Below are 23,099 nucleotides of genomic sequence, written 5' to 3' on the forward strand. Positions count from 1 at the left end.
TATGTTGAAAATAGGAATAACAGGAGGAATCGGCTGCGGAAAGAGTTTTGTTTGCCGAAAGCTTCAAGAGTTGGGAATGGTTATATTTGACTGTGACCGCGAAGCGAAGCGGATAATGGAAACCTTGCCTGATGTCGTTGAAGGGCTGAAATCCGTAGTCGGAGAGCAGGTCTATACTTCCGAAGGGCGGATTGACAAGCGAGTCATGTCGGATTTCCTTTTTGCCAATGCTGCGAATGCGGCTGCTGTGTCTGCAATTGTACATCCGGCTGTGGGGCGGGAATTCCTGAAATTTGCCTCTGAGCATACCGATGCTTTGGCTTGTGTGATGGAATCAGCCATTCTGATCGAATCGGGATTGGCGCCGCTGGTTGATAAGGTTATTTGTGTGCAGGCTCCGCTTCAGGTGAGACTGGAGCGCGTGCAGTTGCGCGACGGCCTGGATGAAGCAAGTATCAGAAGAAGAATAGACCGTCAGATGGCCGAAGAAGAGCGTCGGAAATATCCGTTTGACTGTATCATTGTAAACGACGGGCAGGAAGATCTGGCGAAACAGCTGTCGGAGATGCTTCGTGATTTTAAGCTTTTTTAGTGACTATGTTTTGAGATTATTCATTCGATGTCTTAACTTTGTCACAAATTAATAATTAATCAGATAAAGAGTTATATGTTACAGACAGTTTTGGCAATAGCCGGCAAACCAGGTTTGTATAGACTGGTTTCTCGTGGAAATAAGAACTTGATTGTAGAATCTTTGGATGCAGCCAAGAAGCGTACTCCGATTTTTGGAGCAGACAAAGTGATTTCTTTAGCGGATATTGCAATGTATACCGATAACGGTGAAGTTCCTTTGGCAGAGGTGTTGCAGAAAGTGGCCGATAAGGAATCTGCAAAAGAGGCTTCTTTGAATCCGAAAAAGGCAAGCAATGAAGAATTGCAGAATTATTTTGCGGAAATCCTTCCTGATTATGACCGTGAAAGAGTTTACATGACTGATATCAAGAAATTGCTCACATGGTATAATCTGCTGGTTAATGCAGGAATAACTGTGTTCGTAGAGAAGGAACAGGAATAAAGAACACAATATCAAAATGTCACATAGAAAGGGAATATGGTGCGAATCATATTCCCTTTGTTTTTACATTTTTCTAGATTATGACGGATTATGCTCCATTTTTCTGACTGTGATATGGCCTAAAAGGCTTGTTGCTGTTGAATTTGTGGTCTAAAAAAGATGGTTCTTATGATTTTTTTTACGATATTTGCAGAATATCATGGACAATATAGATGAAATATGGAATTTTCAGCGAAACAAATAGCAGCATTTATACAGGGGGAGGTTGAAGGTAATCCGGATACCATGATTCATACATTTGCCAAAATTGAGGAAGGGGTTCCCGGAGCCATCTCGTTCCTGTCTAATCCAAAATATGAGCATTATATATATGACACACAATCGAGTATCGTTCTGGTGAACAAGGATCTGGTGTTGCAGAAGCCTGTCAAGGCCACATTGATTCGGGTTCCGAATGCTTATGATGCCGTTGCCCGGCTGCTTACTCTTTATGAAAGCACTAAAGCCCAGAAAACGGGGGTTTCCGAACTGGCATATATTTCGCCGACTGCCAAGTTGGGCGAAGGATGTTATGTAGGTCCTTATGCTTATATCGGCGATCACGTTGTTGTGGGCGATCATACTCAGATATATCCCAACACCACCATCATGGAAAATGTTCAGGTTGGTGATCACTGTAAGATTTATCCGAATGTTTCGGTATATCATGGATGTAAAATCGGTAATCGTGTTATTTTGCATTCCGGTTGTGTCATCGGTGCCGACGGTTTCGGTTTTGCTCCGGTGGGAGAGGGATATGAGAAAATTCCTCAAATCGGTATTGTCACCATCGAAGATGATGTTGAAATCGGTGCCAATACTTGCGTCGACCGTTCTACTATGGGTTCTACTTATGTACGTAAGGGCGTGAAGCTGGATAATCTGGTACAGATTGCCCATAATGTAGAGGTCGGAGAAAATACCGTAATGTCTGCGCAGGTAGGTGTTGCCGGTTCCACAAAAATCGGTTCCTGGTGCATGTTCGGAGGTCAGGTCGGTATTGCCGGTCATGCCGTAATCGGCGACCGTGTGATGTCGGGAGCTCAGGCAGGTATTGCAGGAAGCATTCGTAAAGGACATATCACTGTGCAGGGAAGTCCTGCCATCGAAGCTAAAAACTTTGCCCGCTCCAGCGTGGTTTATAAAAAGCTTCCGGAAGTTTATGCAACCGTCAACCAGTTGCAGAAAGAGATAGAAGAGTTAAAACAATTACTAAATAAGGATAAGTAAATCATCATGCTAAAACAAAATACACTAAAAGGCAGTTTCTCGCTGTGCGGAAAGGGTCTGCATACCGGACTGAACCTGACTGTAACCTTCAATCCGGCACCAGAGAACCATGGATATAAAATCCAACGAATTGATTTGCCGGGAATGCCGGTTATGGATGCGGTCGCTGAGAATGTAACAGAAACAACCCGAGGCACTGTTTTGTCAAAAGGCGAAGTGAAGTGCAGCACCGTGGAGCACGCTCTGGCTGCCCTGTATGCTTTGGGGGTAGATAACTGTCTGATTCAGGTAAACGGTCCTGAAATGCCGATTCTGGACGGTAGTGCGGAACTGTATGTAGAGCAGATCAAGCGCGTGGGTTTGGCTGAACAGAATGCACCCAAGGACTATTATGTGATTAAGAAGAAAATCGAAGTGCGTGATGAAAAGAGCGGTTCCTGCATTACGATTTTACCGGACGAGGAGTTCAGTATTACAACCATGATTTCTTTCGATTCCAAAGTATTGAACAGTCAGTTTGCCACTTTGGACAATATGGCAAACTTTGAGAAAGAAATTGCTCCTAGCCGTACCTTTGTTTTTGTGCGTGAAATCGAACAGTTGTTGCAGGTAGGTCTGATCAAGGGCGGTGACTTGGACAACGCCATTGTGATTTATGAAAACGAAACGACTCAGGAGGCGCTGGATAAGTTGGCAGATGCCATCGGAGTGGCTCACCATGATGCCCGTGTGAAAGGCTATCTGAACCATAAGCCTTTGGTGTGGGAAAATGAGCCGGCCCGTCATAAGTTGCTCGATATTATCGGCGATATGGCGCTTATCGGCAAGCCGATCAAGGGACGTATCATTGCTACCCGTCCGGGACATACCATCAACAATAAGTTTGCCCGCCTGATGCGTAAGGAGATTCGTGCGCACGAAATTCAGGCACCTGTATTCGATTGCAATGATGCACCGGTGATGGATGTAAACCGTATCCGCGAGTTGTTGCCGCACCGTTACCCGATGCAGTTGGTGGATAAGGTAGTGGCTTTGGGTCCGACCAGCATCGTGGCAGTGAAAAATGTAACGGCCAACGAGCCTTTCTTCCAGGGACATTTCCCTCAGGAGCCGGTGATGCCGGGCGTTTTGCAGATTGAGGCTATGGCACAGGCCGGAGGCTTGCTCGTTCTGAACTCTGTAGAAGAGCCGGAGCGTTGGAGCACTTATTTCCTGCGTATTGATCAGGTGAAGTTCCGTCAGAAGGTGGTTCCGGGAGATACTTTGGTCTTTAAGGTTGAGTTGTTGGCGCCGTTGCGTCATGGCATTTCATCGATGCACGGTTATGTCTTTGTTGGCGAAAAGGTTGTTTCAGAAGCTACATTTACTGCGCAAATCGTAAAAAACAAATAATTTCATCACTATGAGTAAGATCAGCCCTCTAGCATATATCGATCCCGAAGCGAAAATCGGCGAAAACTGTGAGATCGGTCCTTTTTGTTTTATTGACAAGAATGTAGTTATTGGCGACAACAATGTTCTGATGAACAGCGTGACCGTTTTGTATGGAGCGCGCATCGGTTCCGGAAACGTGTTTTTTCCCGGTGCTGTGATCAGTGCCGTTCCGCAGGATTTGAAGTTCCGTGGAGAGGAAACGACAGCTGTCATTGGAGATAATAATAAGATTCGTGAGAATGTGACCATAAACCGCGGTACGGCAGCCAAGGGAGTAACTGTTGTCGGAAGCGGAAACCTTCTGATGGAAGGGGTACACGTGGCTCATGATGCCATTGTAGGAAACAATTGTATTATCGGTAACAGTACCAAACTGGCCGGAGAGACGGTCATCGACGACCAGGCCATCATCAGTGCCGGAGTGTTGATGCATCAGTTCTGCCGTGTCGGAAGTTTGGCTATGGTTGGCGGCGGTACCCGTTTCAGTCAGAACATACCTCCGTTTACAACCTGCGCCCGCGAGCCGGCGGCCTATTGCGGCTTGAATGTAATCGGTTTGAGACGTCACGGTTTCTCTAACGAGAAAATTGATTTGATTCATAATGCCTATCGTCTGATTTATCAGAGCAACCTGCAGCTTAAGGATGCCCTGAACCGCATTCGTGAAGAGTTGCCGCAGACCGATGAGATACGCTATATTGTAGAATTTATTGAGAGTTCAAAGAAAGGATTTGTTCATTAAACCTATTCAAGTATGATCTTTCGTTTTACGTTGATCTCGGACGAAGTGGAAGATTTCATCCGGGAGTATAAAATTGATGCGGATGCAACCTTTTATGATTTGCATCAGATTATATTAAATTCTTGTCAGTACGAGAACGATCAGATTACAAGTTTCTTCCTGTGTAACGAAGAATGGGAGAGAGAGCAGGAAGTAGTTCTGGAAGATATGGGAACTTCATCTTCGGACGAAGACCTTTATGTGATGCGCAATACTCTCCTGAGCGAATTGCTGGAAGAAGAGAAGCAGCGTCTGGTTTATGTCTTTGACCCGTTGAACGAGCGCATGTTCTTCATGGAGCTGACCGAGATTATTTTTGGTGAGCAGTTGGAGCAGCCGGTTTGCAGCCGTCAGCACGGAGAGCCGCCGTTGCAGCATCCCGATAACGACTTTGATGCGGTAGTGCCGGCTGTCGACGGTAAAGGAAAAATGGATTTGGATGAAGACTTCTATGGTGATGATTCTTTCGACAACGAAGAATTTGATCCGGAAGGATTTGATTTCACCGAAGATAAGTCCTGTTAAGCATGCCGCAGAAGACCCTGATTGTATTGGTGGGACCCACGGGAGTGGGTAAGACAGAGACAAGCCTTGTTTTGGCAGAGACTTTGCATGCCCCGATTATCAATGCCGATTCCCGACAGATATATAAAGGTATGGGAATCGGTACCGCTGCGCCTACTCCAGAAGAACAGGCCCGTGTGGAGCATCATTTTGTGCAATTCCTCAATCCCGGAGAATACTATAGTGCCGCCCAGTTTGAACTGGATGTGATGGCGCGGCTGGAAACGCTTTTCGAGAGCCATGACTACGTGTTGCTCAGTGGAGGAAGCATGATGTATATTGATGCCGTGTGCAAGGGAATAGATGATATTCCCACGGTAGATGCGGAAACCCGGAAGATGATGCTGGAGCGTTATGAGGCCGAGGGGCTGGAGCGTCTGTGCAGCGAGCTTCGTGTGTTAGACCCCGAATATTATCAGGTGGTCGATCTGAAAAATCCCAAACGCGTCATTCACGCGCTTGAGATTTGTTATATGACCGGAAAAACCTATACTTCGTTCCGCACCAATACCCGGAAGGAGCGTCCGTTCCGGATTGTGAAAATCGGGTTGAAGCGCGAGCGGGAGATTTTGTACGACCGGATAAACCGGAGAGTGATGCAGATGTTGGAGATGGGACTGGAGCAGGAAGTTCGCAGCCTGATGCCTTATCGCAACACCAACGCACTGAATACGGTGGGATATAAGGAAATGTTTGCCTATTTCGACGGAGCCATGACTCTGGAGCAGGCAGCCGATAAGATTCGGCAGAATTCCCGCATTTATTCCCGTAAGCAGATGACATGGTTTAAGCGGGATGAAGAGATAAAATGGTTTGAGCCTGGGCAAATGAGTGAAATTATGAATTGCATAGAAAAGTCAGCCGTCTGATTTTTCTTTTGAATATAGTCTTGTATTAGAATTAGGAAGGTATGAGTGATCAGAAAAAGGGAGGAAACAGTTTTGTTTCCAGGATATCTTCTTTGGGAAAGAGCATAAAGAAGATGTTTCGGAAAATCTATGGAGGGCCATGGTACAAGAAGGTTTTTGTGTGGATCGCAACAGTCATCGTAGCGGTTTTTCTGCTGTTGGGTGCTGTCGATCTGAACTTTTTGTATCTGTTTGGCAAGTCGCCTGGTTTTAAGGACATCAAGAGTCCCGTTACCAGTGCTGCTTCCGAAGTATATAGTGCCGACAGTGTGCTGATCGGCCGCTTCTTCAATGAAAACCGCACTCCGGTAAAATTCGAAGACCTTCCGCCACATCTGATCAATACATTGATTGATACCGAAGATGAACGCTTCTACGACCATCATGGCGTGGACTTTCAGGGTCTGTTTGCTGCCGTAAAGGATATGATGGGCGGTCATGCCCGCGGTGCCAGTACCATTACACAGCAGCTGGCCAAGAACCTGTTCCGCGTGCGTACCCAGTATTCCACCGGTTTGCTGGGAAAGATACCCGGGGTGAAGATTCTGGTGATGAAGGCCAAGGAATGGATTGTGGCCGTGAAGCTGGAAATGGTTTTCTCGAAAGAAGAGATTCTGACCATGTATTTCAATACCGTGGATTTCGGTAGCAACTCTTATGGAATCAAGACTGCCAGCCGGACCTATTTTGGAAAGGACCCCAAGGAGCTGACTTACGAAGAAGCGGCTACTCTGGTCGGACTGCTGAAGGCTACTTCAACTTATAATCCCCGCCGCAATCCGAAAAACAGTACAGCCCGCCGTAATGTCGTGCTGACCAATCTCTATGAGCACGGTCATCTGGTGATTGACGGGAAGAGAGCCACCAAGGCGCAGTTGGATTCTCTGAAAGCCATTCCGATGAAGGTGAGTCAGAAAAATCTGGCCAGCAATTACGATGGTATTGCGCCGTATTTCCGTCTGGCATTGGCCGATTATATCGATGACCTGTGTGAAAAAGGTCTGGTTGACGGTTGTGATTCTGCCAATAAGCTCGATCTGTATGCCGATGGACTGAAGATTTACACCACTCTGGACACCCGTATGCAGAAATATGCCGAGGCTGCCGTGCAGAAACAGATGGCGGTGATTCAGCGTAACTTCAACAACCATTGGGGAAAGACCAACCCGTGGCAGAACGAAAAGCATGAGGAGATTCCGAACTTTATAGAGGATCTGGCCAAGCGTACCGATACCTATAAATATTATAGCAACAAGTTCCCGAATGAACCCGATTCCGTGAACTATTATCTGAATCTGCCGCATAAGGTAAAACTCTTCAGCTATGACGGACCGAAGGAAGAGGTGATGAGCACCATGGACTCTATCCGTTATATGGTGAAGTTTATGCATTGCGGTTTTGTGGCCATCGAGCCACAGACCGGAGCCGTAAAGGCCTGGGTGGGCGATGTTGACTTCGATTCCTGGAAGTATGACAAGGTGACCGCTATGCGTCAGCCGGGATCTACGTTCAAACTCTTTGTCTATACCGAGGCCATGAATCAGGGACTCACTCCGTGTGATACCCGTGTGGATGAGTGGAAACAATATCCGGATACCATTAACGGCGAACCGACGACGTGGACTCCGACCAATGCCAACGGATACTTTACCGGTGCAGCCATTCCGCTCAAGGCAGCCTTTGCACAAAGTATCAACAGTATTGCTGTGAAACTGGGTTACGAAATGGGTATTCACAACGTGGCGCGTACCGCGCACGAAATGGGAATCAAGTCTCCACTGCATGAGACTCCGGCATTGAGTCTAGGAGCTTCGGACGTAAATCTGCTGGAGCTGGTCAACAGCTATGGCACCGTTATCAACGACGGAAAGGCACACGACCCGCTTCTGGTGCAGAAAATTGTGGACCGTGACGGCAATGTCATATACGAAGCCGAGGTGCAGGATGTGCAGGCCATCCCTTACCGTTCTGCCTATCTGATGCAGCAACTGCTCCGGGGCGGTATGACCGAACGCGGAGGAACTACCGCTGCTTTGTGGAGCTATATTCATCCGGTGGCTTCGATGACTGAGTTTGGAGGTAAAACCGGAACTTCGAACAACCATTCCGACGCCTGGTTCGTCGGAGTGACACCTAATCTGGTAGTCGGTGCCTGGGTAGGAGGAGAGTATCGAAGCATCCACTTCCGTACCGGAGCATTGGGACAAGGTAGCCGTACTGCCTTGCCTATCTGCGGCTATTTCCTGAACGATGTGTTGCTGGACGACCGTTTTGCACAGTATCGCGTCAAGTTCGCTCCGCCGAAAGAAGATCTCGACCCGTCCAGCTGGAACTGTAGTGGCTATTATTATGCACCGGCCGATACGGATTCTGTGGCAGTAAACGATTCGGTGTCCATGACCATCGATCGGGTGGAGAGCGATTCCCTGCTGAATGGAAAAGCATCGGAGAATATCGACTTGCCTCCGATTGAACATGTGATGCCTTAACAGAAAAAGCACCGTTGACGACAAACAAAAAAGAAATTGACACCAGTAACGCAGAGTTTCAGAATGCTCTGCGTCTGGTGCAATATACCAGTAACTCACTATTCTTGACCGGTAAGGCCGGAACCGGAAAGTCCACCTTTCTGAAGTACATCTGCGCCCATACGAAAAAGAAATATGTGATTCTAGCCCCCACAGGCATTGCAGCGATCAATGTCGGTGGGGTGACCTTGCACAGCTTTTTCAAACTTCCTTTTTATCCCTTTCTGCCGGACGATACCCGCTTTTCGTTCGGCAAGATACGCGACACCCTGAAATACAACCGGGCACTCTGTAAACTGATTCAGGAAGTGGAGCTGATTGTCATTGATGAGATCTCCATGGTGCGTGCCGACATCATTGATGTGATTGACAAGATTCTCCGCGTTTATTCCCGCAATCTGCGTAAACCCTTTGGCGGAAAGCAGATGCTTTTCGTGGGCGACATGTTCCAGTTGGAGCCGGTGGTCAAGTCAGAGGAACGCGAGTTGTTGCGCCAGTTTTATCCTTCCCCTTTTTTCTTTTCGGCGCATGTGTTCCGAGAAACGGAGCTGGTTGCCGTGGAACTGACCAAAGTCTATCGCCAGAAAGATGCTTCTTTTGTCGCTCTTTTGGATCATATCCGTTGTAATACCCTTTCCGGCGATGACCTGAGCCGTTTGAACCAGCGTTGTCTTCCTTCAGCATCCGGAACGAGTGATCCGGAACACGATTTCTTTATTACTCTGGCTACGAAACGCCATGTGGTGGACCACATCAACTATGACCGTCTGAATCGTCTGGAAGGCGAAGTCTGCGAACTGAAAGGGCGCATCGAAGGCGACTTTCCCGAATCCGCTTTGCCGACAGCTGAAGTGCTGCATCTGAAAATCGGCGCTCAGGTGATTTTCGTGAAAAACGATATGGAAAAGCAATGGGTGAACGGAACTGTTGGGCGGGTAGAGTATATCGATCCTGAATTGAATTTTGTGGAAATCATCACCGAGGACGGTAAGGACTGTCTGGTCAAAAAAGAAAAATGGACAAACATCCGCTATCGGTATAATGCCGAGAAGAAAGTCATCGAAGAAGAAGAGCTTGGGGCTTTTGAGCAGTTTCCCATCAAGCTTGCCTGGGCTATGACAGTGCATAAAAGTCAGGGATTGACTTTCTCGAAAGTACATATAGACTTCAGCGGTGGCGTGTTTGCTGCCGGACAAGCCTATGTGGCTTTGAGCCGTTGTACTTCGTTGGCCGGCATCGTGCTGCGCGAACCGCTGAAGCGGAGTGATATCTTTGTCCGTCCGGAAATCCTGGCCTTTTCCCGCAGGTTCAACGACCGTGCGGCAGTGGACCGTGCTCTTCAGTCCGCTCATGCCGATATCGCCTATCATGAGGCGGTGACAGCTTTTAATTCAGGGGATTTCGACGGTTGCGTCAGTCATTTTTTTGAAGCCATCCATGCCCGTTACGATATAGAAAGTCCTTTGAACAAGCGTTTTATCCGTTATAAGCTGGAGGAGATAAACCGTTTGCGCCGGCAGAACCAGCAGTTGCGTGAGGAGCTTCATGCCCGTCAGGAGCAAATGAACGGATATGCCCGTGAGTATTACCAGATGGGTAATGAATGTGTGGTGCATGCCCACAATAACCAGGCCGCCATCCGAAATTATGATAAGGCGATAGCGTTGAATCCCAACTATCTGGATGCCTGGGTGCGCAAGGGCGTTACGTTGGTTGCCGAGGGCGAAGTGATGCAGGCAGAGCGTTGCTATTCACAGGCCATCGAACTGTCTCCCCTTTGTTTCAAGGCCTGGTATCATCGGGGAAAACTTCGGTTGGCTTCTGGTCGTCCCGACGAGGCTGCGGCTGATTTTGACAAGGCAACCTCTCTGAAACCCGAGCATGCACAGACACGTGAGTTTTATGGAAATGCCCTGATGCAGTGCGGTCGGGAAACAGAAGCCGCCGAACAGTGGGCTTGGGCTGAGCGTTTGAAAAAAAATAAGGGTAAAAAATAAAAATATTAAGTTTTTGTTTTTTGCCCTTATTGCATTTTAAAAGATTATGTCAAAAAAAATACAATATTTTCCGAACACCTTTCTTGCTTCTGATTTTGATCACAATGTTTTTGAAAAAACATCGAAATGATTTGTTCATTTCATGCTGATCACTTTATTCGGGCTTGCTGATTCCTTTGAAAATGTCCTGTTCTCTTTTTTCTGCATGGAGATCGTCAACCAATCAGTCCGTTTCCGGTGAACTTTTCCTGGCTTTGCAGAAAGCATCCTGAAAACAAGATTTTGCCTCTTAAAACCGATGATTAAGTGTATTAATACCCTCCAATAAACCCTCGGATTTTAACACTAAAAGGAATTCTATCACTAAACTTTGTTAACAGAATGTCATATTCGGAGGCCCTGATACCTTATTCTCATATTAAGAATTAAATTTGTATGTCTATTATGGCATTAACAAAGCAAAGACAAGCAAATTAAATTAATAAATTTTCAATTTTAAAAGTGTATGAAAGACCGTTTAAGCAAAATCAGTAAGAGAGCAACGCACGCGTTGTGTCTTCTTGCAGCCTGTGGCTTGACGTACTCTTGTGCCGATGAATACAAGTTGGATGATGAAACGCCAACCTGGCTCGGTTCGAGTATTTACAACTACTTGGAGGAAAAGGGTAATTACACGAATTTCGTGAAATTGATCAATGACCTTGGTCTCAAAGATGTGTTGTCAACTACAGGAAGTAGAACTTTGTTTGTGGCAAATGATTCTGCTTTCCAAAGATTTTATGAGAAGAATGCAGCTGATGCCGCTGCAAATCCAAACACTCCTTGGGGAAATGCAACCAGCTACGATAAGCTGACCCTGGCGCAGAAGAAGCTCCTTTTGAATTCTGCCATGCTGAATTCTGCCTATTTGATGGAGATGATGTCTCGTTCAGAAGGTACAGTAACAAAGGGAACTAACATGCGTAAGGTTACCTCTGTGGAGTTGACAGACTCCATTCCGGTTCTGAAGGCTGATGAATTCCCGACTTCTGAGAATCCGGATGACAAGAATTATTGGGAACAATACAAGGCTAAAGACAAGTTCTATGTCGTTTCTGATAATTCAACTCCAATGATGGTGTTCTTTACAGACGACTTTATGTCAAAGTCAAGTATTACTGCCGATGACTTTAAATTTATTGTAGGACAGGAACACGAATTTAATCAGTATTATATTTACGACAATAAGGTTATCAACAAGGATATCACTTGCCAGAATGGTTATATCCATGAATTGGAAAATGTGTTGATCCCTCAGCCGAATATGGCCGAAGTGATTCGAAATAGTGGAAAAACCAATATTTTCAGCCATATTCTGGACCGTTTCAGTGCTCCTTATTATGATGCCAACCTGACAAGACAGTATAAGGAAAATATTGACCAGACTTTCCAGGATTCAATTTTTATCCGTAAATATTATTCACAGATTACCAATACCTCTTCGATGACAGATGTTATCACTGATGGTTCTTTGGTAAAGGGTCCGGATGGCGAGGTTCCGTCTCCATACTTTGCAACCCTGAAACTGGATCCGGCTTGGAATCAGTATCAAGCAAGTGATCGTGTTGACAAGGCTACTGATATGGCAGCCATGTTCGTGCCAACCGATGATGCCTTGAAGCAGTACTTCCTGGAGGGTGAAGGACGAGATATTCTCGACAACTATGCCATCATTAAGAATGATAATTCTTTAGAGGCATTGTATACCAATTTGGATCAGATTCCTTTGTCAATCCTGAACTCTTTGGTAAGCAACTTGATGCAGAAATCTTTTGTAGAATCTGTTCCAAGTAAATTTACTACCATTCTTGACCAGGCAAACGATAACCTGTTCCCGAATGAGGAAGAAACTAAGGGAGATATTTCTGATGTGAAGATTGCCAATAATGGTGTCGTTTACATTATGGATAAGGTTTATCCTCCTGTTGACTATGCTGCAGTAACTTCTCCGGCTTATATTGGTGACAACTACAAGATTATGAAGTTTGCCATTTATAATGGTGAAGGTTCTGATGGTAAGAACAACTTGATGTATTTGAACTACTTCGCTTACTTGCGTGCCAAGGGTGATGGTATCAAGTTCTCTTTGTTCTTGCCGAGTGATGATGCCTTGCAGAATTATATTGACCCGCTGTCAATTATTCCGGGCCAGAAAACAAAGGCCAGAGTTCTTTCTTTCACTTACAATGCTGAAAAGAGTTCTAATAAAAATATCGCTCCGTTGGATTACAAGCAGTTCTCTTTTGACCTGGCAACTGGAGTGAAAGGACGTGAGCTTGTTGGTACCAAACCGGGTCAGGATGAGTGCTTGAACCGTTTGGGTGATATTCTGGAGACTCATACCATTGTGCATGATGTAGCTCAGGAACCGGACGGTGTTAAGAGCGGAAATGAATATTATCTGACCAAGAGTGGTTCTCCGATCCGAGTTACCGTTAATGGAAATAATGTTCAGGCTCAGGGTGGTATGCAGATTGAAAATCAGAAAACTTATCCGGGTCTTTCTGGAACAGTTCCTGGTTTCTATTATGCTTCTACTGAAGAAACCTATGAAAAGACAAATGGTACAACCTATTGCGTGAATGCTCCGATTCAGCCTGCCGTGCAGTCTGTTTACAAGGTTATGAGCGATATGGGTAACAATAAGTTCCTGGAACTGTGTACCGGTGTTACTGAAGATATCCTGACTAAGACCGGAACAGTGGTTTATGATCCGGAAGCATCGGATGATGAAAAGCGTAGAGAGTTGAACAAGTATCTGATCTTTATCAATAACAAGGGATTGGATCAGAATGTATCATTCTTTACCAACTTTAACTATACGGTATATGTTCCGACAGATGCAGCTGTAGAGAAGGAAATCGCAGAAAAGAAGCTTCCTACTTGGGACAGCATTCGGGAGTATATCACACAACACGAGGTTGATGGAGTGTTGCCTGAAGGAGCTAAAGAAATAGCAAAAGCACAGGTTGCTTGTTTGTTGAACTTTGTTCGTGGACACTTCCAGGATAATTCTGAGTTCGCTGATAAGAATGCAACAAGCGTACATAATTATAATTCCGCAACTTTGGATGACGCTGGACAGAAGTTCGTAACCATTACTTCACAGCAGACCGGTAACGGTGAAATGGTTTTGAAGAAAGATGGATATTACGACTGCAAGGTAACGAGCAAGAAGAACATCATTGCTCGTGATTATATTACAAACGTAGATTATTCTGCTGCTAATATCAACTTGATCGGCAGTCAGATCAAATCTTCTGCTTACAGTGTAATTCATGAAGTTGATGGTGTATTGAGATATACCAAGTTGAATGAAGGAGAAACTTATGAGAGTAAATATTGGTCAACAGCTGCAAAAGCAAAACGCACCGCAGCTAATTTTCGCATTAAAAACAAATAATGGATACCATGAATAAGATAAAGATTCTATTGCTTATGTTCGCCTGTTTTGCAACAGGTGCGGCTATGGCGCAGCAAAGACGTATTTCTGGTACTGTATCGGATGACTTTGGTGGCATTATGATGGCCAATGTTACAGAGGTGGATGCCAACAATCGTATCGTTTCTGCTACGACTACAGATATGAATGGTAACTTTACCATGACCATTAAGAACCCGAAGAATAAGTTGAAGATTACTTACATGGGTTTCCAGAATCATGTGGAGGTTATCGGTAACAAGAGTGTGTTCAAGGTTAAAATGAAGGATGCCTCTCGTCAGATTGATGAGGTGACCGTTACCCATAAGAAGAAAACTGTCAGCAACGGTTTGTCTATCCCTGAGCGTGAAATCTCAGTAGCTCGCCAGAAGTTCAACATGGACGAGATGCAGGGACTTTCTTTTGAGTCTGTTGACGAGGCTTTGCAGGGTAAGATCGCCGGTTTGGATATCGTGGCCAACTCAGGTAACCTGGGTGCCGGTACTACCATGCGTTTGCGTGGTACAACTACCATCAACGGTAATGCCGAGCCATTGATCGTTGTGGATGGTCATATCTTCGAATTGCCGGATAACGCACAGGAAATCGATTTCGAAAATCTGGATAACGAGGAGCAGTTCTCAACTCTGTTGCAGGTAAATCCGGAAGATATCGCCGAAATCGAGGTGTTGAAGGATGCTTCTGCAACTGCTATCTGGGGTTCTAAGGGTGCCAACGGTGTGCTTTCTATCAAGACACGTCGTGGTAAACGTGGTAAGACTCGTGTCAACTTCTCTTATCGTTTCTCTGGTAACTGGCAGGGTCAGGGTATGAACCTGTTGGATGGTGACGGTTATACCATGATGTTGAAGGAGGCTTATTTCAATCCAAAGCAGAATACAAGCTCGTCTAACATGTTGGAGTTGGACTATAATCCGGCTTATCCTTATATCTACAACAACTACAACAAGAATACAGACTGGGTTGATGCAGTTACTCAGTTTGGACAGGCTCACAACTACTATGTTACTTTGACCGGTGGTGGTGAGAAGGCTACTTTCCGTGTAGGTGTTGGTTATGACAAGGAGTCTGGTACGATCATCAAACAGAACCTGGATCGTTTCACAACTCGTCTGGCATTGGATTACTATGTATCAGACCGTATCAAGTTCTCATCTAACTTCTCATTGTCTTTCACAGATAATCATAAGAACTATGATGATATCTTGGCACGTGCATACAAGGCTATGCCGAATATGAGTATTTATGAATACAACAGCAGTATTGAAAATCCTCAGATGACCGGTAACTACTTTAACATGTTGCCTTTGACAGACCAGGGCGGTTTCCAGCCGAACTATACTTCTGCCAATTTGGGTGATATGTATTCAAACGGTAACCCGGTTGCTATTGCTAATCAGGCTTGGAAGCGTGAGCAGCAGTTTAACATTACTCCGCAGTTCTCTGTTGAGTATAAGTTCTTGGGTAAGGATGATGATGAAACTCAGTTGAACTATACCGGAGATGTTCAGATGCAGATCTATAATACCAGTGAGAATTCTTATTATCCGGCATCTTTGACCAATAATAAGTGGTACGACGGTATTAACAGTGCTTCTAACCGTGAGTACAAGAGTATGCAGTTCACTACTCGTCATGACTTGGCTTTCTATCCTAAGTTCAATAACGAGGATCATGCTCTGAGTGCTTTGTTGCGTTTTGAAATGACCAGTGGTACAAGTAACGACCAGTCTTTGACTTCAAGAGGTATTCCTGGAGGTTTGACTGATCCTACTTTGGATGCATATCTGACAGCTTGTAGCACCAGTCCGGGTGAATGGAGAAACCTGTCATACACCGGTTCTGTTCACTATTCATACAAGTCAAAGTATAGCTTGACAGCTACATTCCGTACAGACGGTCGTACAGACTTCGGTGCCGGTAAGAAATTCGGTACTTTCCCGGGTGTGTCTGGTCGTTGGAATATCATCGATGAGGACTTCATGAAACCTTTGAAGAGCTGGATGTCTATGTTGGCATTCCGTCCGGGATGGGGTATCGTAGGTAATGTTGTCGGTGGTGGTTATAACCAGTACAACAAATATGCTGACTTTGGTTCATACGGTAACAACCATGGTGCCATCAAGCCGGAAAACTTGCGTCTGGCCTCTTTGCAGTGGGAGAAGACTTCTTCTTGGAATATTGGTTTTGACTTAGGATTGTGGAACGATCTGGTAACTTTCGCATTGGAAATTTACAATAAGAAGACTACAGACTTGGCTCTGCAGAATGTAAGTATTCCTTCTCATACCGGTTTCTCTTCTTTGGCATGGCAGAATGTAGGTACTATGCGCAATAGAGGTTGGGAGTTGTATGCAAACACTTCTAAGTTTGCCCGTGTCGGTAAGTTCAGCATGAAGTTGAGTGCCAATATCGCACAGAACATCAACCGTATTGAAGAAATGGATGCTTCTGTATTGGAGAGCCTGAATGCAGATTTCAACTACGCAAACGAAAGCTATTTGGGTCGTGTTCAGATCGGTAATGCTTTGGGATCAATCTACGGTTTCCGTTATAAAGGTGTTTATGCATACGATTATGATCATAACGGATATACTGATGTTTCCAGAAAGACTTATGGCGACAACACAGCTGCAGCTGCCCAGGAGCGTGGTGACAACTATACCTGTCCAATCGCTTACGATGCAAACGGCAATATGATTACAGATGCCAAGGGTAACCCATTGCCAATGTATTTCAACTATGGTGGTGTAAACTATCAGTTCCAGGGTGGTGATGTTATCTATGAGGATATCAACCATGACGGACAGATCAATGCATTGGATATCGTATATTTGGGTAACTCTAATCCAACTTGTAATGGTGGTTTCGGTGTAGACTTCTACTACGGTAACTGGAGCTTGAGTGCTTCTTTCAACTATCGTATCGGTAACCAGATTATCAATATGGCCAGAATGCAGGCTGAGGATATGTTGAACAACAACAACCAGAGCCAGGCAACCAAGTGGAGATGGAGAAAGAACGGTGATGTAACCGAGATTCCACGTGCTATGAACAGCAAGGCTGCTGATGGCAAAACTTATAACGCTTTGGCCAGCGACCGTTATGTGGAAAATGGTGACTATCTGCGTTTCCAGTACTTGCGTTTGGGTTACAACTTCGATGCTAAGAAAATCAAGAAGATTGGTTTGAGCTCATTGAGTTTGTCAGCCTCTGCAAACAACTTGTGGGTTTGGAGCAAGTATACAGGAACAGACCCTGATGTGACAACTTCAGGATGGGGTGTTGCTACCGATAGCAACAAGACTCCTCGTTCTAAGTCATTTACAGTAAGTTTAAACGTTGGTTTCTAAAAGTGTAAGAAATGAAAAATCGTAAGAAAATTAGATATGCGGCATTGTTAGGATGCCTGGCATTGGGAACTACACTTACTTCTTGCAACGATTGGTTGACTCTTTATCCAATGGATAAGATTGTGGAGGAAAGCTTTTGGGAAGATAAGAAGGATTTGGAAAGTGTTCGCAATGCAGCTTATGTAAATATGGTATCGAATGACTGTATGGAGCGATACATGGTATGGGGTGAGTTGAGAGCGGATAACTTTGACAAAAATTCCGGTAATGCTCCTTCATCAGATATACAGGACATTTTGAATGTCAACCTAAAACCTTCAAATGGTTATTTCAATTGGTCCAGTTTTTATGCGACCATTAACTATTGCAACAAGGTTTTGCAGCATGGTCCTGAAATCCTTCAGAAAGACAAGAGTTTTTCTGAGGCAGAATGGGAAGGTATTCGCGCGGAAATGATCACTTTGAGAGCGTTGAACTATTTCTATCTGCTTCGTACTTTCGAAGATGTGCCGATGGTTTTCACCGCAATCAATGATGATGATGAAGTGCGTACCTTGAAGGCAACACCTCAGGCTGTTTTATTGGATTCGCTGATCAATCAGTTGGAGTATGTGACTACTACCAATATGACTACCAATTTCGGTAATTCAGCAGATAACAGAGGTTTGATTACAGATAAGGCGGTACATACCGTTTTGGCTGATTTGTATTTGTGGCGTGGTTCTTACTATGAGAGTCGTGACAAGGCAAAGGCCGATTCAAACTATCAGGCTTGTATCAAGCAGTGCGATAAGGTTATTGCGCTGAAAGATGAGGAATACCGTAAGAATAGCATGAATGGTTCAGGTTTCCCGTCTATTGGCGGCGGCAGCGGCTCAACTTCTGATGCAGATAATCCTTACCATCTGATTCAGAATATAGGTATGGAAGGAGTCGGACTGACCACTTCAAATGCTTATAACGAGATTTTTGGAGACAAGAACAGTTCTGAAAGTATCTTTGAACTTCAGTTTGACGGTACGGTGAACTCTAATACAATGGTTCAGAACTTTTATCAGAAGCCTGATAAAAACGGTGTGCTTGTTCCAAGTGTGATTGCCACAACATTGTCTTCTAGTGCAGATGATGCAAGCAATGCAGCTTTGTTCTCTAAGACTGACTTGAGAAGATGGGCTTCTATTCAAGACGCTGGTGATGACTCATACGTTATTGTGAAATATGCAGCTTCTGCTATCGAGCAGTCAGCTTTGAGTGATAATACGGATGTCTCTGGACGAAAAGCACCGGTTTATACTGTAGGAGCAACTGCGAATGCAAACTGGATCTTTTATCGTTTGACCGATGTGTTGCTGATGAAGGCTGAAGCTATGTGTATGATCGGAACAGATTTGCAGGGAGCTTTTGAATTGGTTAAAGCCGTTAATGAGCGTGCTAATGCTTATGCCAAGGAATCTGAAAAATTGCCGGATTCACGTGCTAGCAACAAGGATGAGTTGGAAGGCCTGATTCTTCGCGAAAGAAACCGTGAATTCTTCGGAGAAGGCAAGCGTTGGTTTGACTTGGTTCGTTACGCAATGCGTAAAGGTGAAGCAGATGGACCAACCAAAGCATTCGAAATCTTTGGAAAGAAGTTCTTGGGAACTCAGGCAAGTACTGCTAAGAATAAGTACAAACAGAGCATGAAGGTGATGTATTCTCCTTATGCAGAATCTGAAATGAAAGCCAATCCAGAATTGGTACAGAATCCAATCTGGGATGATCAAAGTACAATTCAAAAAAAGTAAAGAAAGATGAAACCATTTAATAATACAAAGCGGAATTGGATGCGCAGCCTGGGGCTTGCATGCCTTGGACTCGCAGTCTTTTCAGGTTGCCGTGAAGAGATTAACAAAGATGATTTGTATACCTTTACCGGAGAGACTGTATGTAGTTTTTTGGAGAAAAATGACTCCATTTACAGCAAGTACGTGGCTCTGTTGAACGTCGTAAGACAAAGTGACAGAACACAGTCTACTGTGTCAAAGCTTCTGGCTTCTTACGGTAACTATACTTGTTTTGCTCCAACCAATGAGGCCATCGAAGAGTTCCTCGATTCTGCGTATGTGCAGGGTAAGTTTAATTCCAAGGACTTTAATGTTTTCTTGGATTCTGCCAAGGCAGAAAAGCATTTGGGTGACTCTCTGGCAAAAGTAATTGTTTATAATAGTATCATTGACTGCGGTAATAATACCGCTTTTGAAACCGCAGTATTTCCGGTAGATAATGGAGTTTTCTCCTTGCCGAACATGAATGACCGCTATTTGACCGCAAATACAGCTACCGAAAACGGTAAGATGGAGTATTATATCCTGAATGATGTAAAAGTCATCTATAAGGATATTGAGGTAGAAAACGGTTATATCCAGGGAGTAAATAAGGTTATTGCTCCTTCAAATTCTTCGGTATCTGACTTGTTCAAGAATACCAAGAATATGACCATGTTTGCTACTCTGCTTCAGAAGACCGGTTGGGAAGATTCTATGGGCATTGACAAATATCTGGATCAGGACTATGAAGAATTCTATAAGGATCTGGATTTGACCAGTGCTATTCCTGAGAAAATCGGAACTCAGAGCGGTTCAAATGCGTTGTTGCCAGAACATAGAAAATACGGTTTTACTGTTTTTGCCGAGACAGATGACGTATTTAAGAAGGAACTGGGATTGGAAGATCCAAGTCAGCTGATTGAGAAACTGAATGAGTATTTGAAGAAGCAATATGACTTCCTGGGCTCTCAAGTTACTTATGGAACATCTGACGAAGATTTGAAGAAACCGGATAATGCCATTAACCAGTTTGTGGCTTACCACCTTTTGCCGGTAAGTCTGGCTTCAAACCAGTTGGTAAATCACTGGAATGAGAAAGACTTTGACCGTGAAGAGGCTAAGAAAGGTAATATCATTGTGACGATTCCTGTGTATGAGTATTACGAGACCATGTCACAAAAGGGTGGTCCTCGTCGTTTGCTGAAGATTACTGAAAGTAGTAATGAGAGTGGCAAGCGTTTGAACCGTAAGGCCATTATGGATACGAAGACATATAAGGAGAGCAGTGTTGTTATCGAAGGTGCGCTGATCAATACGCAGGCGGATTCCGTAAATACTGCAAACAGTGCATTGAACGGTTATATTTATCCGATCGACCGTATTCTGGTTTATAACTACGATGTGGTTGACAAGGTGTTGAAAGAGAGACTGCGTTTCGATTGGGCTTCTTTGTTGCCTGAATTGATTAACTTGGGTTATCGTCGTCCAATGGGACTTTATTCAAACGATAAGAGTTTGATCTACTTCCCACCGCAGTTCAAGTTGCAGAATATTCAGAGAACTCAGTTCACCGTATTCACTTATTTGAGTGGAGCTACTGCAACCAACTGGTCAGACTATCAGGGTGACGAGGTATTCGTTGTCGGTAACTATGACTTGACATTGAAATTGCCTCCAGTACCTTATGATGGAACTTATGAGATTCGTTATGCCGTATCTGGTAACCCTGAGCGTGGTATGTGTCAGGTTTACTTCGGAGAAGAGGGAACAACCTTGGCTCCGGTAGATGTTCCGATGGACTTGCGTATGCCGTATGCAAGTGCAGGTGGTAAAGGTGGTTTGGCAACTCTGAATGTGGGTTGGGAACTTGGATCTGAGGACCAGAGCTATAATGAAGAGGTTGCCAAGAATCTGCGTAACAGCGGTTGGGTAAGAGGACCTAGATACTATACAACCCCTACTTCCAACAGTATGGCATACGATAATGCAGCATGTAACAGAAAGATCTTGACTCAGCAGTATATGGAAACTGGAAAGACATATTATCTGAGATTCAAGTCTGCTTTGGACAATACACAGACAGAGTTCTTCTGTGACTACATTGAGATGGTTCCGAGTGAAGTATATGCTCACCCGACAACTCCGGAAGATGAGTGGTAATATTAACAAACTGAATTTATGGAAAGAAAATATATGAGATTATTTAAGAAAGGTGTTTTAGGAGCAGCAGTCATTGCGGGCTGCTCCGCCTGCACCGACACCATAGATGAGCATTATGGCATTTCTGACGGTGTGGCTACCAAAAGTTTGTGGGAGCAGATTGTAGAACAGCCAAACTTGAAGAATTTTGCCAAGGTGCTTGAAAAGGTTCATTATTATAATAATGAGACAAAAGCCAGCAATTTGACCTACAAGGATATTCTGCAGCAGAATAATAAGATGACCGTGTGGGCACCTGTTGACAGCACCTTTGATCTGGATGCAGTATTGGCAGACATCGAAAAGGATGAGTATAGCGTAGATCATCGTTTTGTACGCAATCATATCAACTCTTTTGCCCGCAATGTGAGTGGCTCTGAAGCTGACTCTATTACGATGTTGAACTCCAAACTGGGTATTCTGGATAACAGCCAGAAGAAGTTCAAGGATGTGGATATCGTGGAAGCTAATATTCCGGCTACCAATGGTGTTCTTCATAAATTAAGTGCAACTGTTCCTTTCCTGAACAACTTGTATGAATATATGCAGACGACACCGGAAGTAAGCAGTCTTTATCAGTATTTTAGTGAGCGCGATACAACTTACCTGGACGAGAACCAGAGTGTTCAGGGAGGTATTGTCAATGGCGAGGTAACCTGGGCTGATTCTGTTATGATAACTGAAAGTAAGGCCTTTAACTTCTCTTTCCAGTATCGTGGTGAGACTTGGTCCGGATTGAATGCAAATCTGAAGAATGAGGACAGTACTTTTGTCATGATTATGCCTACCAATACAGGTTGGGACAAGGCAATTGCCAAAACTTATCCTTATTTTAAATACATGGGCTTTGCTTATGCCAATAAGGATGATAAGAACAAGGAAGGTAAGAAGGTTAATCCGGATACCATTCAGAAGAATCAGTCTCTCATGTCTATCGTGAACCGTTTGGCTTTCAGCCCGAACAGACAGAAAGACTATACTTTGGAGGATTTCGGTCATACCGATTCTTTGTTTACGACTTCTTATATTGTAGTAGATACACCTTATTGCAACGATATCTTTAAGGGTATTGAGCCGATCAGAGTAAGTAACGGTTATGTTTATCTTACCGATGATTACCGTTATAATGTATCTGACGATATAGAAGTTGAGGGTGAAAGTTTCACTTATTTGTATTCTGACGGTATAAACGTTTCAACCCGTGTCAATACAGCTTCTGTAACCAGCACATCACGCAATCCAAAGATTAAGGGAAGCATCAGTGGTAACTCTTATGCTTATACAGTTCCATTGTCTTTAAACACTGCAACCAATATTGCGTATAAGTTGCCTAATGTTCTGTCTACTAAATATGATATTTATGCAATTATTTTGCCGGAGAACATTCAGGATACTTTGAAGACCAATACCATGCCTTTGAAGTTTGCTGCAACCATCAACTATTATGATGGAACTTCTGAGTTGGAAAAATCCAAGACATCAGAGGATTTTATCAGCGATACAACCAAGGTTGATACCGTTTTGTTGTTCAAGGATTTCCAGTTCCCTATTGCTTATCAAGGAGTAGATAATGCTTATCCGACTCTGAAACTGGAGGTAACAGCAGGTCCGCGTGAAATTAACAAGAAGTATACGAACAGTATTTATGTGGACAAGATTATCTTGAAAGCTAAAAAAGAAGAGTAGACCTTTTCAATTAAACAAT

14 protein-coding genes are annotated in these 23,099 nt (G+C 44.3%); all 14 read left to right on the top strand.

Annotated features, from left to right (window positions below):
- Position 1: 1 nt before the first annotated feature.
- Entirely contained in the window at positions 2–592 is a 591-nt protein-coding gene (gene coaE / locus DXA74_RS04775) for a dephospho-CoA kinase (RefSeq protein ID WP_118525682.1), read from the top strand.
- Positions 593–667: 75 nt separating this feature from the next.
- Entirely contained in the window at positions 668–1,075 is a 408-nt protein-coding gene (locus DXA74_RS04780; RefSeq protein ID WP_118525683.1) for a DUF5606 domain-containing protein, read from the top strand.
- A 219-nt stretch (positions 1,076–1,294) separates the two neighbouring features.
- On the top strand, positions 1,295–2,344 hold the full coding sequence (lpxD, locus tag DXA74_RS04785) for a UDP-3-O-(3-hydroxymyristoyl)glucosamine N-acyltransferase (RefSeq protein ID WP_118525684.1): 1,050 nt from the start codon (positions 1,295–1,297) through the stop codon (positions 2,342–2,344).
- Between the two features lie 6 nt (positions 2,345–2,350).
- Positions 2,351–3,736, top strand: a complete 1,386-nt coding sequence (locus tag DXA74_RS04790) for a bifunctional UDP-3-O-[3-hydroxymyristoyl] N-acetylglucosamine deacetylase/3-hydroxyacyl-ACP dehydratase (protein WP_118525685.1) — start codon at positions 2,351–2,353, stop codon at positions 3,734–3,736.
- Positions 3,737–3,746: 10 nt separating this feature from the next.
- Positions 3,747–4,520, top strand: coding sequence for an acyl-ACP--UDP-N-acetylglucosamine O-acyltransferase (lpxA, locus tag DXA74_RS04795; protein ID WP_118525686.1), 774 nt, complete (start codon positions 3,747–3,749; stop codon positions 4,518–4,520).
- A 12-nt stretch (positions 4,521–4,532) separates the two neighbouring features.
- Positions 4,533–5,084: a hypothetical protein gene (locus DXA74_RS04800; RefSeq protein WP_118525687.1), complete on the top strand. Its 552-nt coding sequence runs from the start codon at positions 4,533–4,535 to the stop codon at positions 5,082–5,084.
- A 2-nt stretch (positions 5,085–5,086) separates the two neighbouring features.
- Positions 5,087–5,992 (top strand): tRNA (adenosine(37)-N6)-dimethylallyltransferase MiaA, encoded by a 906-nt coding sequence (miaA, locus tag DXA74_RS04805; RefSeq protein WP_118525688.1) that lies wholly within the window; start codon positions 5,087–5,089, stop codon positions 5,990–5,992.
- Between the two features lie 41 nt (positions 5,993–6,033).
- Positions 6,034–8,520, top strand: a complete 2,487-nt coding sequence (locus DXA74_RS04810; protein WP_118525689.1) for a transglycosylase domain-containing protein — start codon at positions 6,034–6,036, stop codon at positions 8,518–8,520.
- Between the two features lie 14 nt (positions 8,521–8,534).
- Complete coding sequence (locus tag DXA74_RS04815) at positions 8,535–10,556, top strand: tetratricopeptide repeat protein (RefSeq protein ID WP_118525690.1); 2,022 nt, start codon at positions 8,535–8,537, stop codon at positions 10,554–10,556.
- Positions 10,557–11,061: 505 nt separating this feature from the next.
- A complete protein-coding gene (locus DXA74_RS04820) occupies positions 11,062–13,998 on the top strand; it encodes a hypothetical protein (protein ID WP_147401034.1) in 2,937 nt (978 codons plus the stop codon).
- Positions 13,999–14,006: 8 nt separating this feature from the next.
- Positions 14,007–17,390, top strand: a complete 3,384-nt coding sequence (locus tag DXA74_RS04825) for a SusC/RagA family TonB-linked outer membrane protein (RefSeq protein ID WP_118525715.1) — start codon at positions 14,007–14,009, stop codon at positions 17,388–17,390.
- 11 nt (positions 17,391–17,401) lie between these two features.
- Positions 17,402–19,174, top strand: coding sequence for a RagB/SusD family nutrient uptake outer membrane protein (locus DXA74_RS04830; RefSeq protein ID WP_118525692.1), 1,773 nt, complete (start codon positions 17,402–17,404; stop codon positions 19,172–19,174).
- Between the two features lie 6 nt (positions 19,175–19,180).
- Complete coding sequence (locus tag DXA74_RS04835; RefSeq protein WP_118525693.1) at positions 19,181–21,355, top strand: fasciclin domain-containing protein; 2,175 nt, start codon at positions 19,181–19,183, stop codon at positions 21,353–21,355.
- A gap of 18 nt (positions 21,356–21,373) precedes the next feature.
- Positions 21,374–23,080, top strand: coding sequence for a hypothetical protein (locus DXA74_RS04840; RefSeq protein WP_147401035.1), 1,707 nt, complete (start codon positions 21,374–21,376; stop codon positions 23,078–23,080).
- Positions 23,081–23,099: the final 19 nt, after the last annotated feature.

The organism is Bacteroides sp. OF04-15BH (genome assembly GCF_003477995.1).
Classification (GTDB): Bacteria; Bacteroidota; Bacteroidia; order Bacteroidales; family Bacteroidaceae; genus Paraprevotella.

Excerpts from the sequence above, each read along its gene's own strand:
- lpxA (WP_118525686.1), top strand. The coding sequence starts at position 3,747 with ATGAGTAAGATCAGCCCTCTAGCATATATCGATCCCGAAGCGAAAATC.
- DXA74_RS04830 (WP_118525692.1), top strand. The coding sequence starts at position 17,402 with ATGAAAAATCGTAAGAAAATTAGATATGCGGCATTGTTAGGATGCCTG.
- coaE (WP_118525682.1), top strand. The coding sequence starts at position 2 with ATGTTGAAAATAGGAATAACAGGAGGAATCGGCTGCGGAAAGAGTTTT.
- DXA74_RS04810 (WP_118525689.1), top strand. The coding sequence starts at position 6,034 with ATGAGTGATCAGAAAAAGGGAGGAAACAGTTTTGTTTCCAGGATATCT.
- DXA74_RS04835 (WP_118525693.1), top strand. The coding sequence starts at position 19,181 with ATGAAACCATTTAATAATACAAAGCGGAATTGGATGCGCAGCCTGGGG.
- DXA74_RS04820 (WP_147401034.1), top strand. The coding sequence starts at position 11,062 with ATGAAAGACCGTTTAAGCAAAATCAGTAAGAGAGCAACGCACGCGTTG.
- DXA74_RS04825 (WP_118525715.1), top strand. The coding sequence starts at position 14,007 with ATGAATAAGATAAAGATTCTATTGCTTATGTTCGCCTGTTTTGCAACA.
- lpxD (WP_118525684.1), top strand. The coding sequence starts at position 1,295 with ATGGAATTTTCAGCGAAACAAATAGCAGCATTTATACAGGGGGAGGTT.
- DXA74_RS04790 (WP_118525685.1), top strand. The coding sequence starts at position 2,351 with ATGCTAAAACAAAATACACTAAAAGGCAGTTTCTCGCTGTGCGGAAAG.
- miaA (WP_118525688.1), top strand. The coding sequence starts at position 5,087 with ATGCCGCAGAAGACCCTGATTGTATTGGTGGGACCCACGGGAGTGGGT.
- DXA74_RS04800 (WP_118525687.1), top strand. The coding sequence starts at position 4,533 with ATGATCTTTCGTTTTACGTTGATCTCGGACGAAGTGGAAGATTTCATC.
- DXA74_RS04840 (WP_147401035.1), top strand. The coding sequence starts at position 21,374 with ATGGAAAGAAAATATATGAGATTATTTAAGAAAGGTGTTTTAGGAGCA.
- DXA74_RS04780 (WP_118525683.1), top strand. The coding sequence starts at position 668 with ATGTTACAGACAGTTTTGGCAATAGCCGGCAAACCAGGTTTGTATAGA.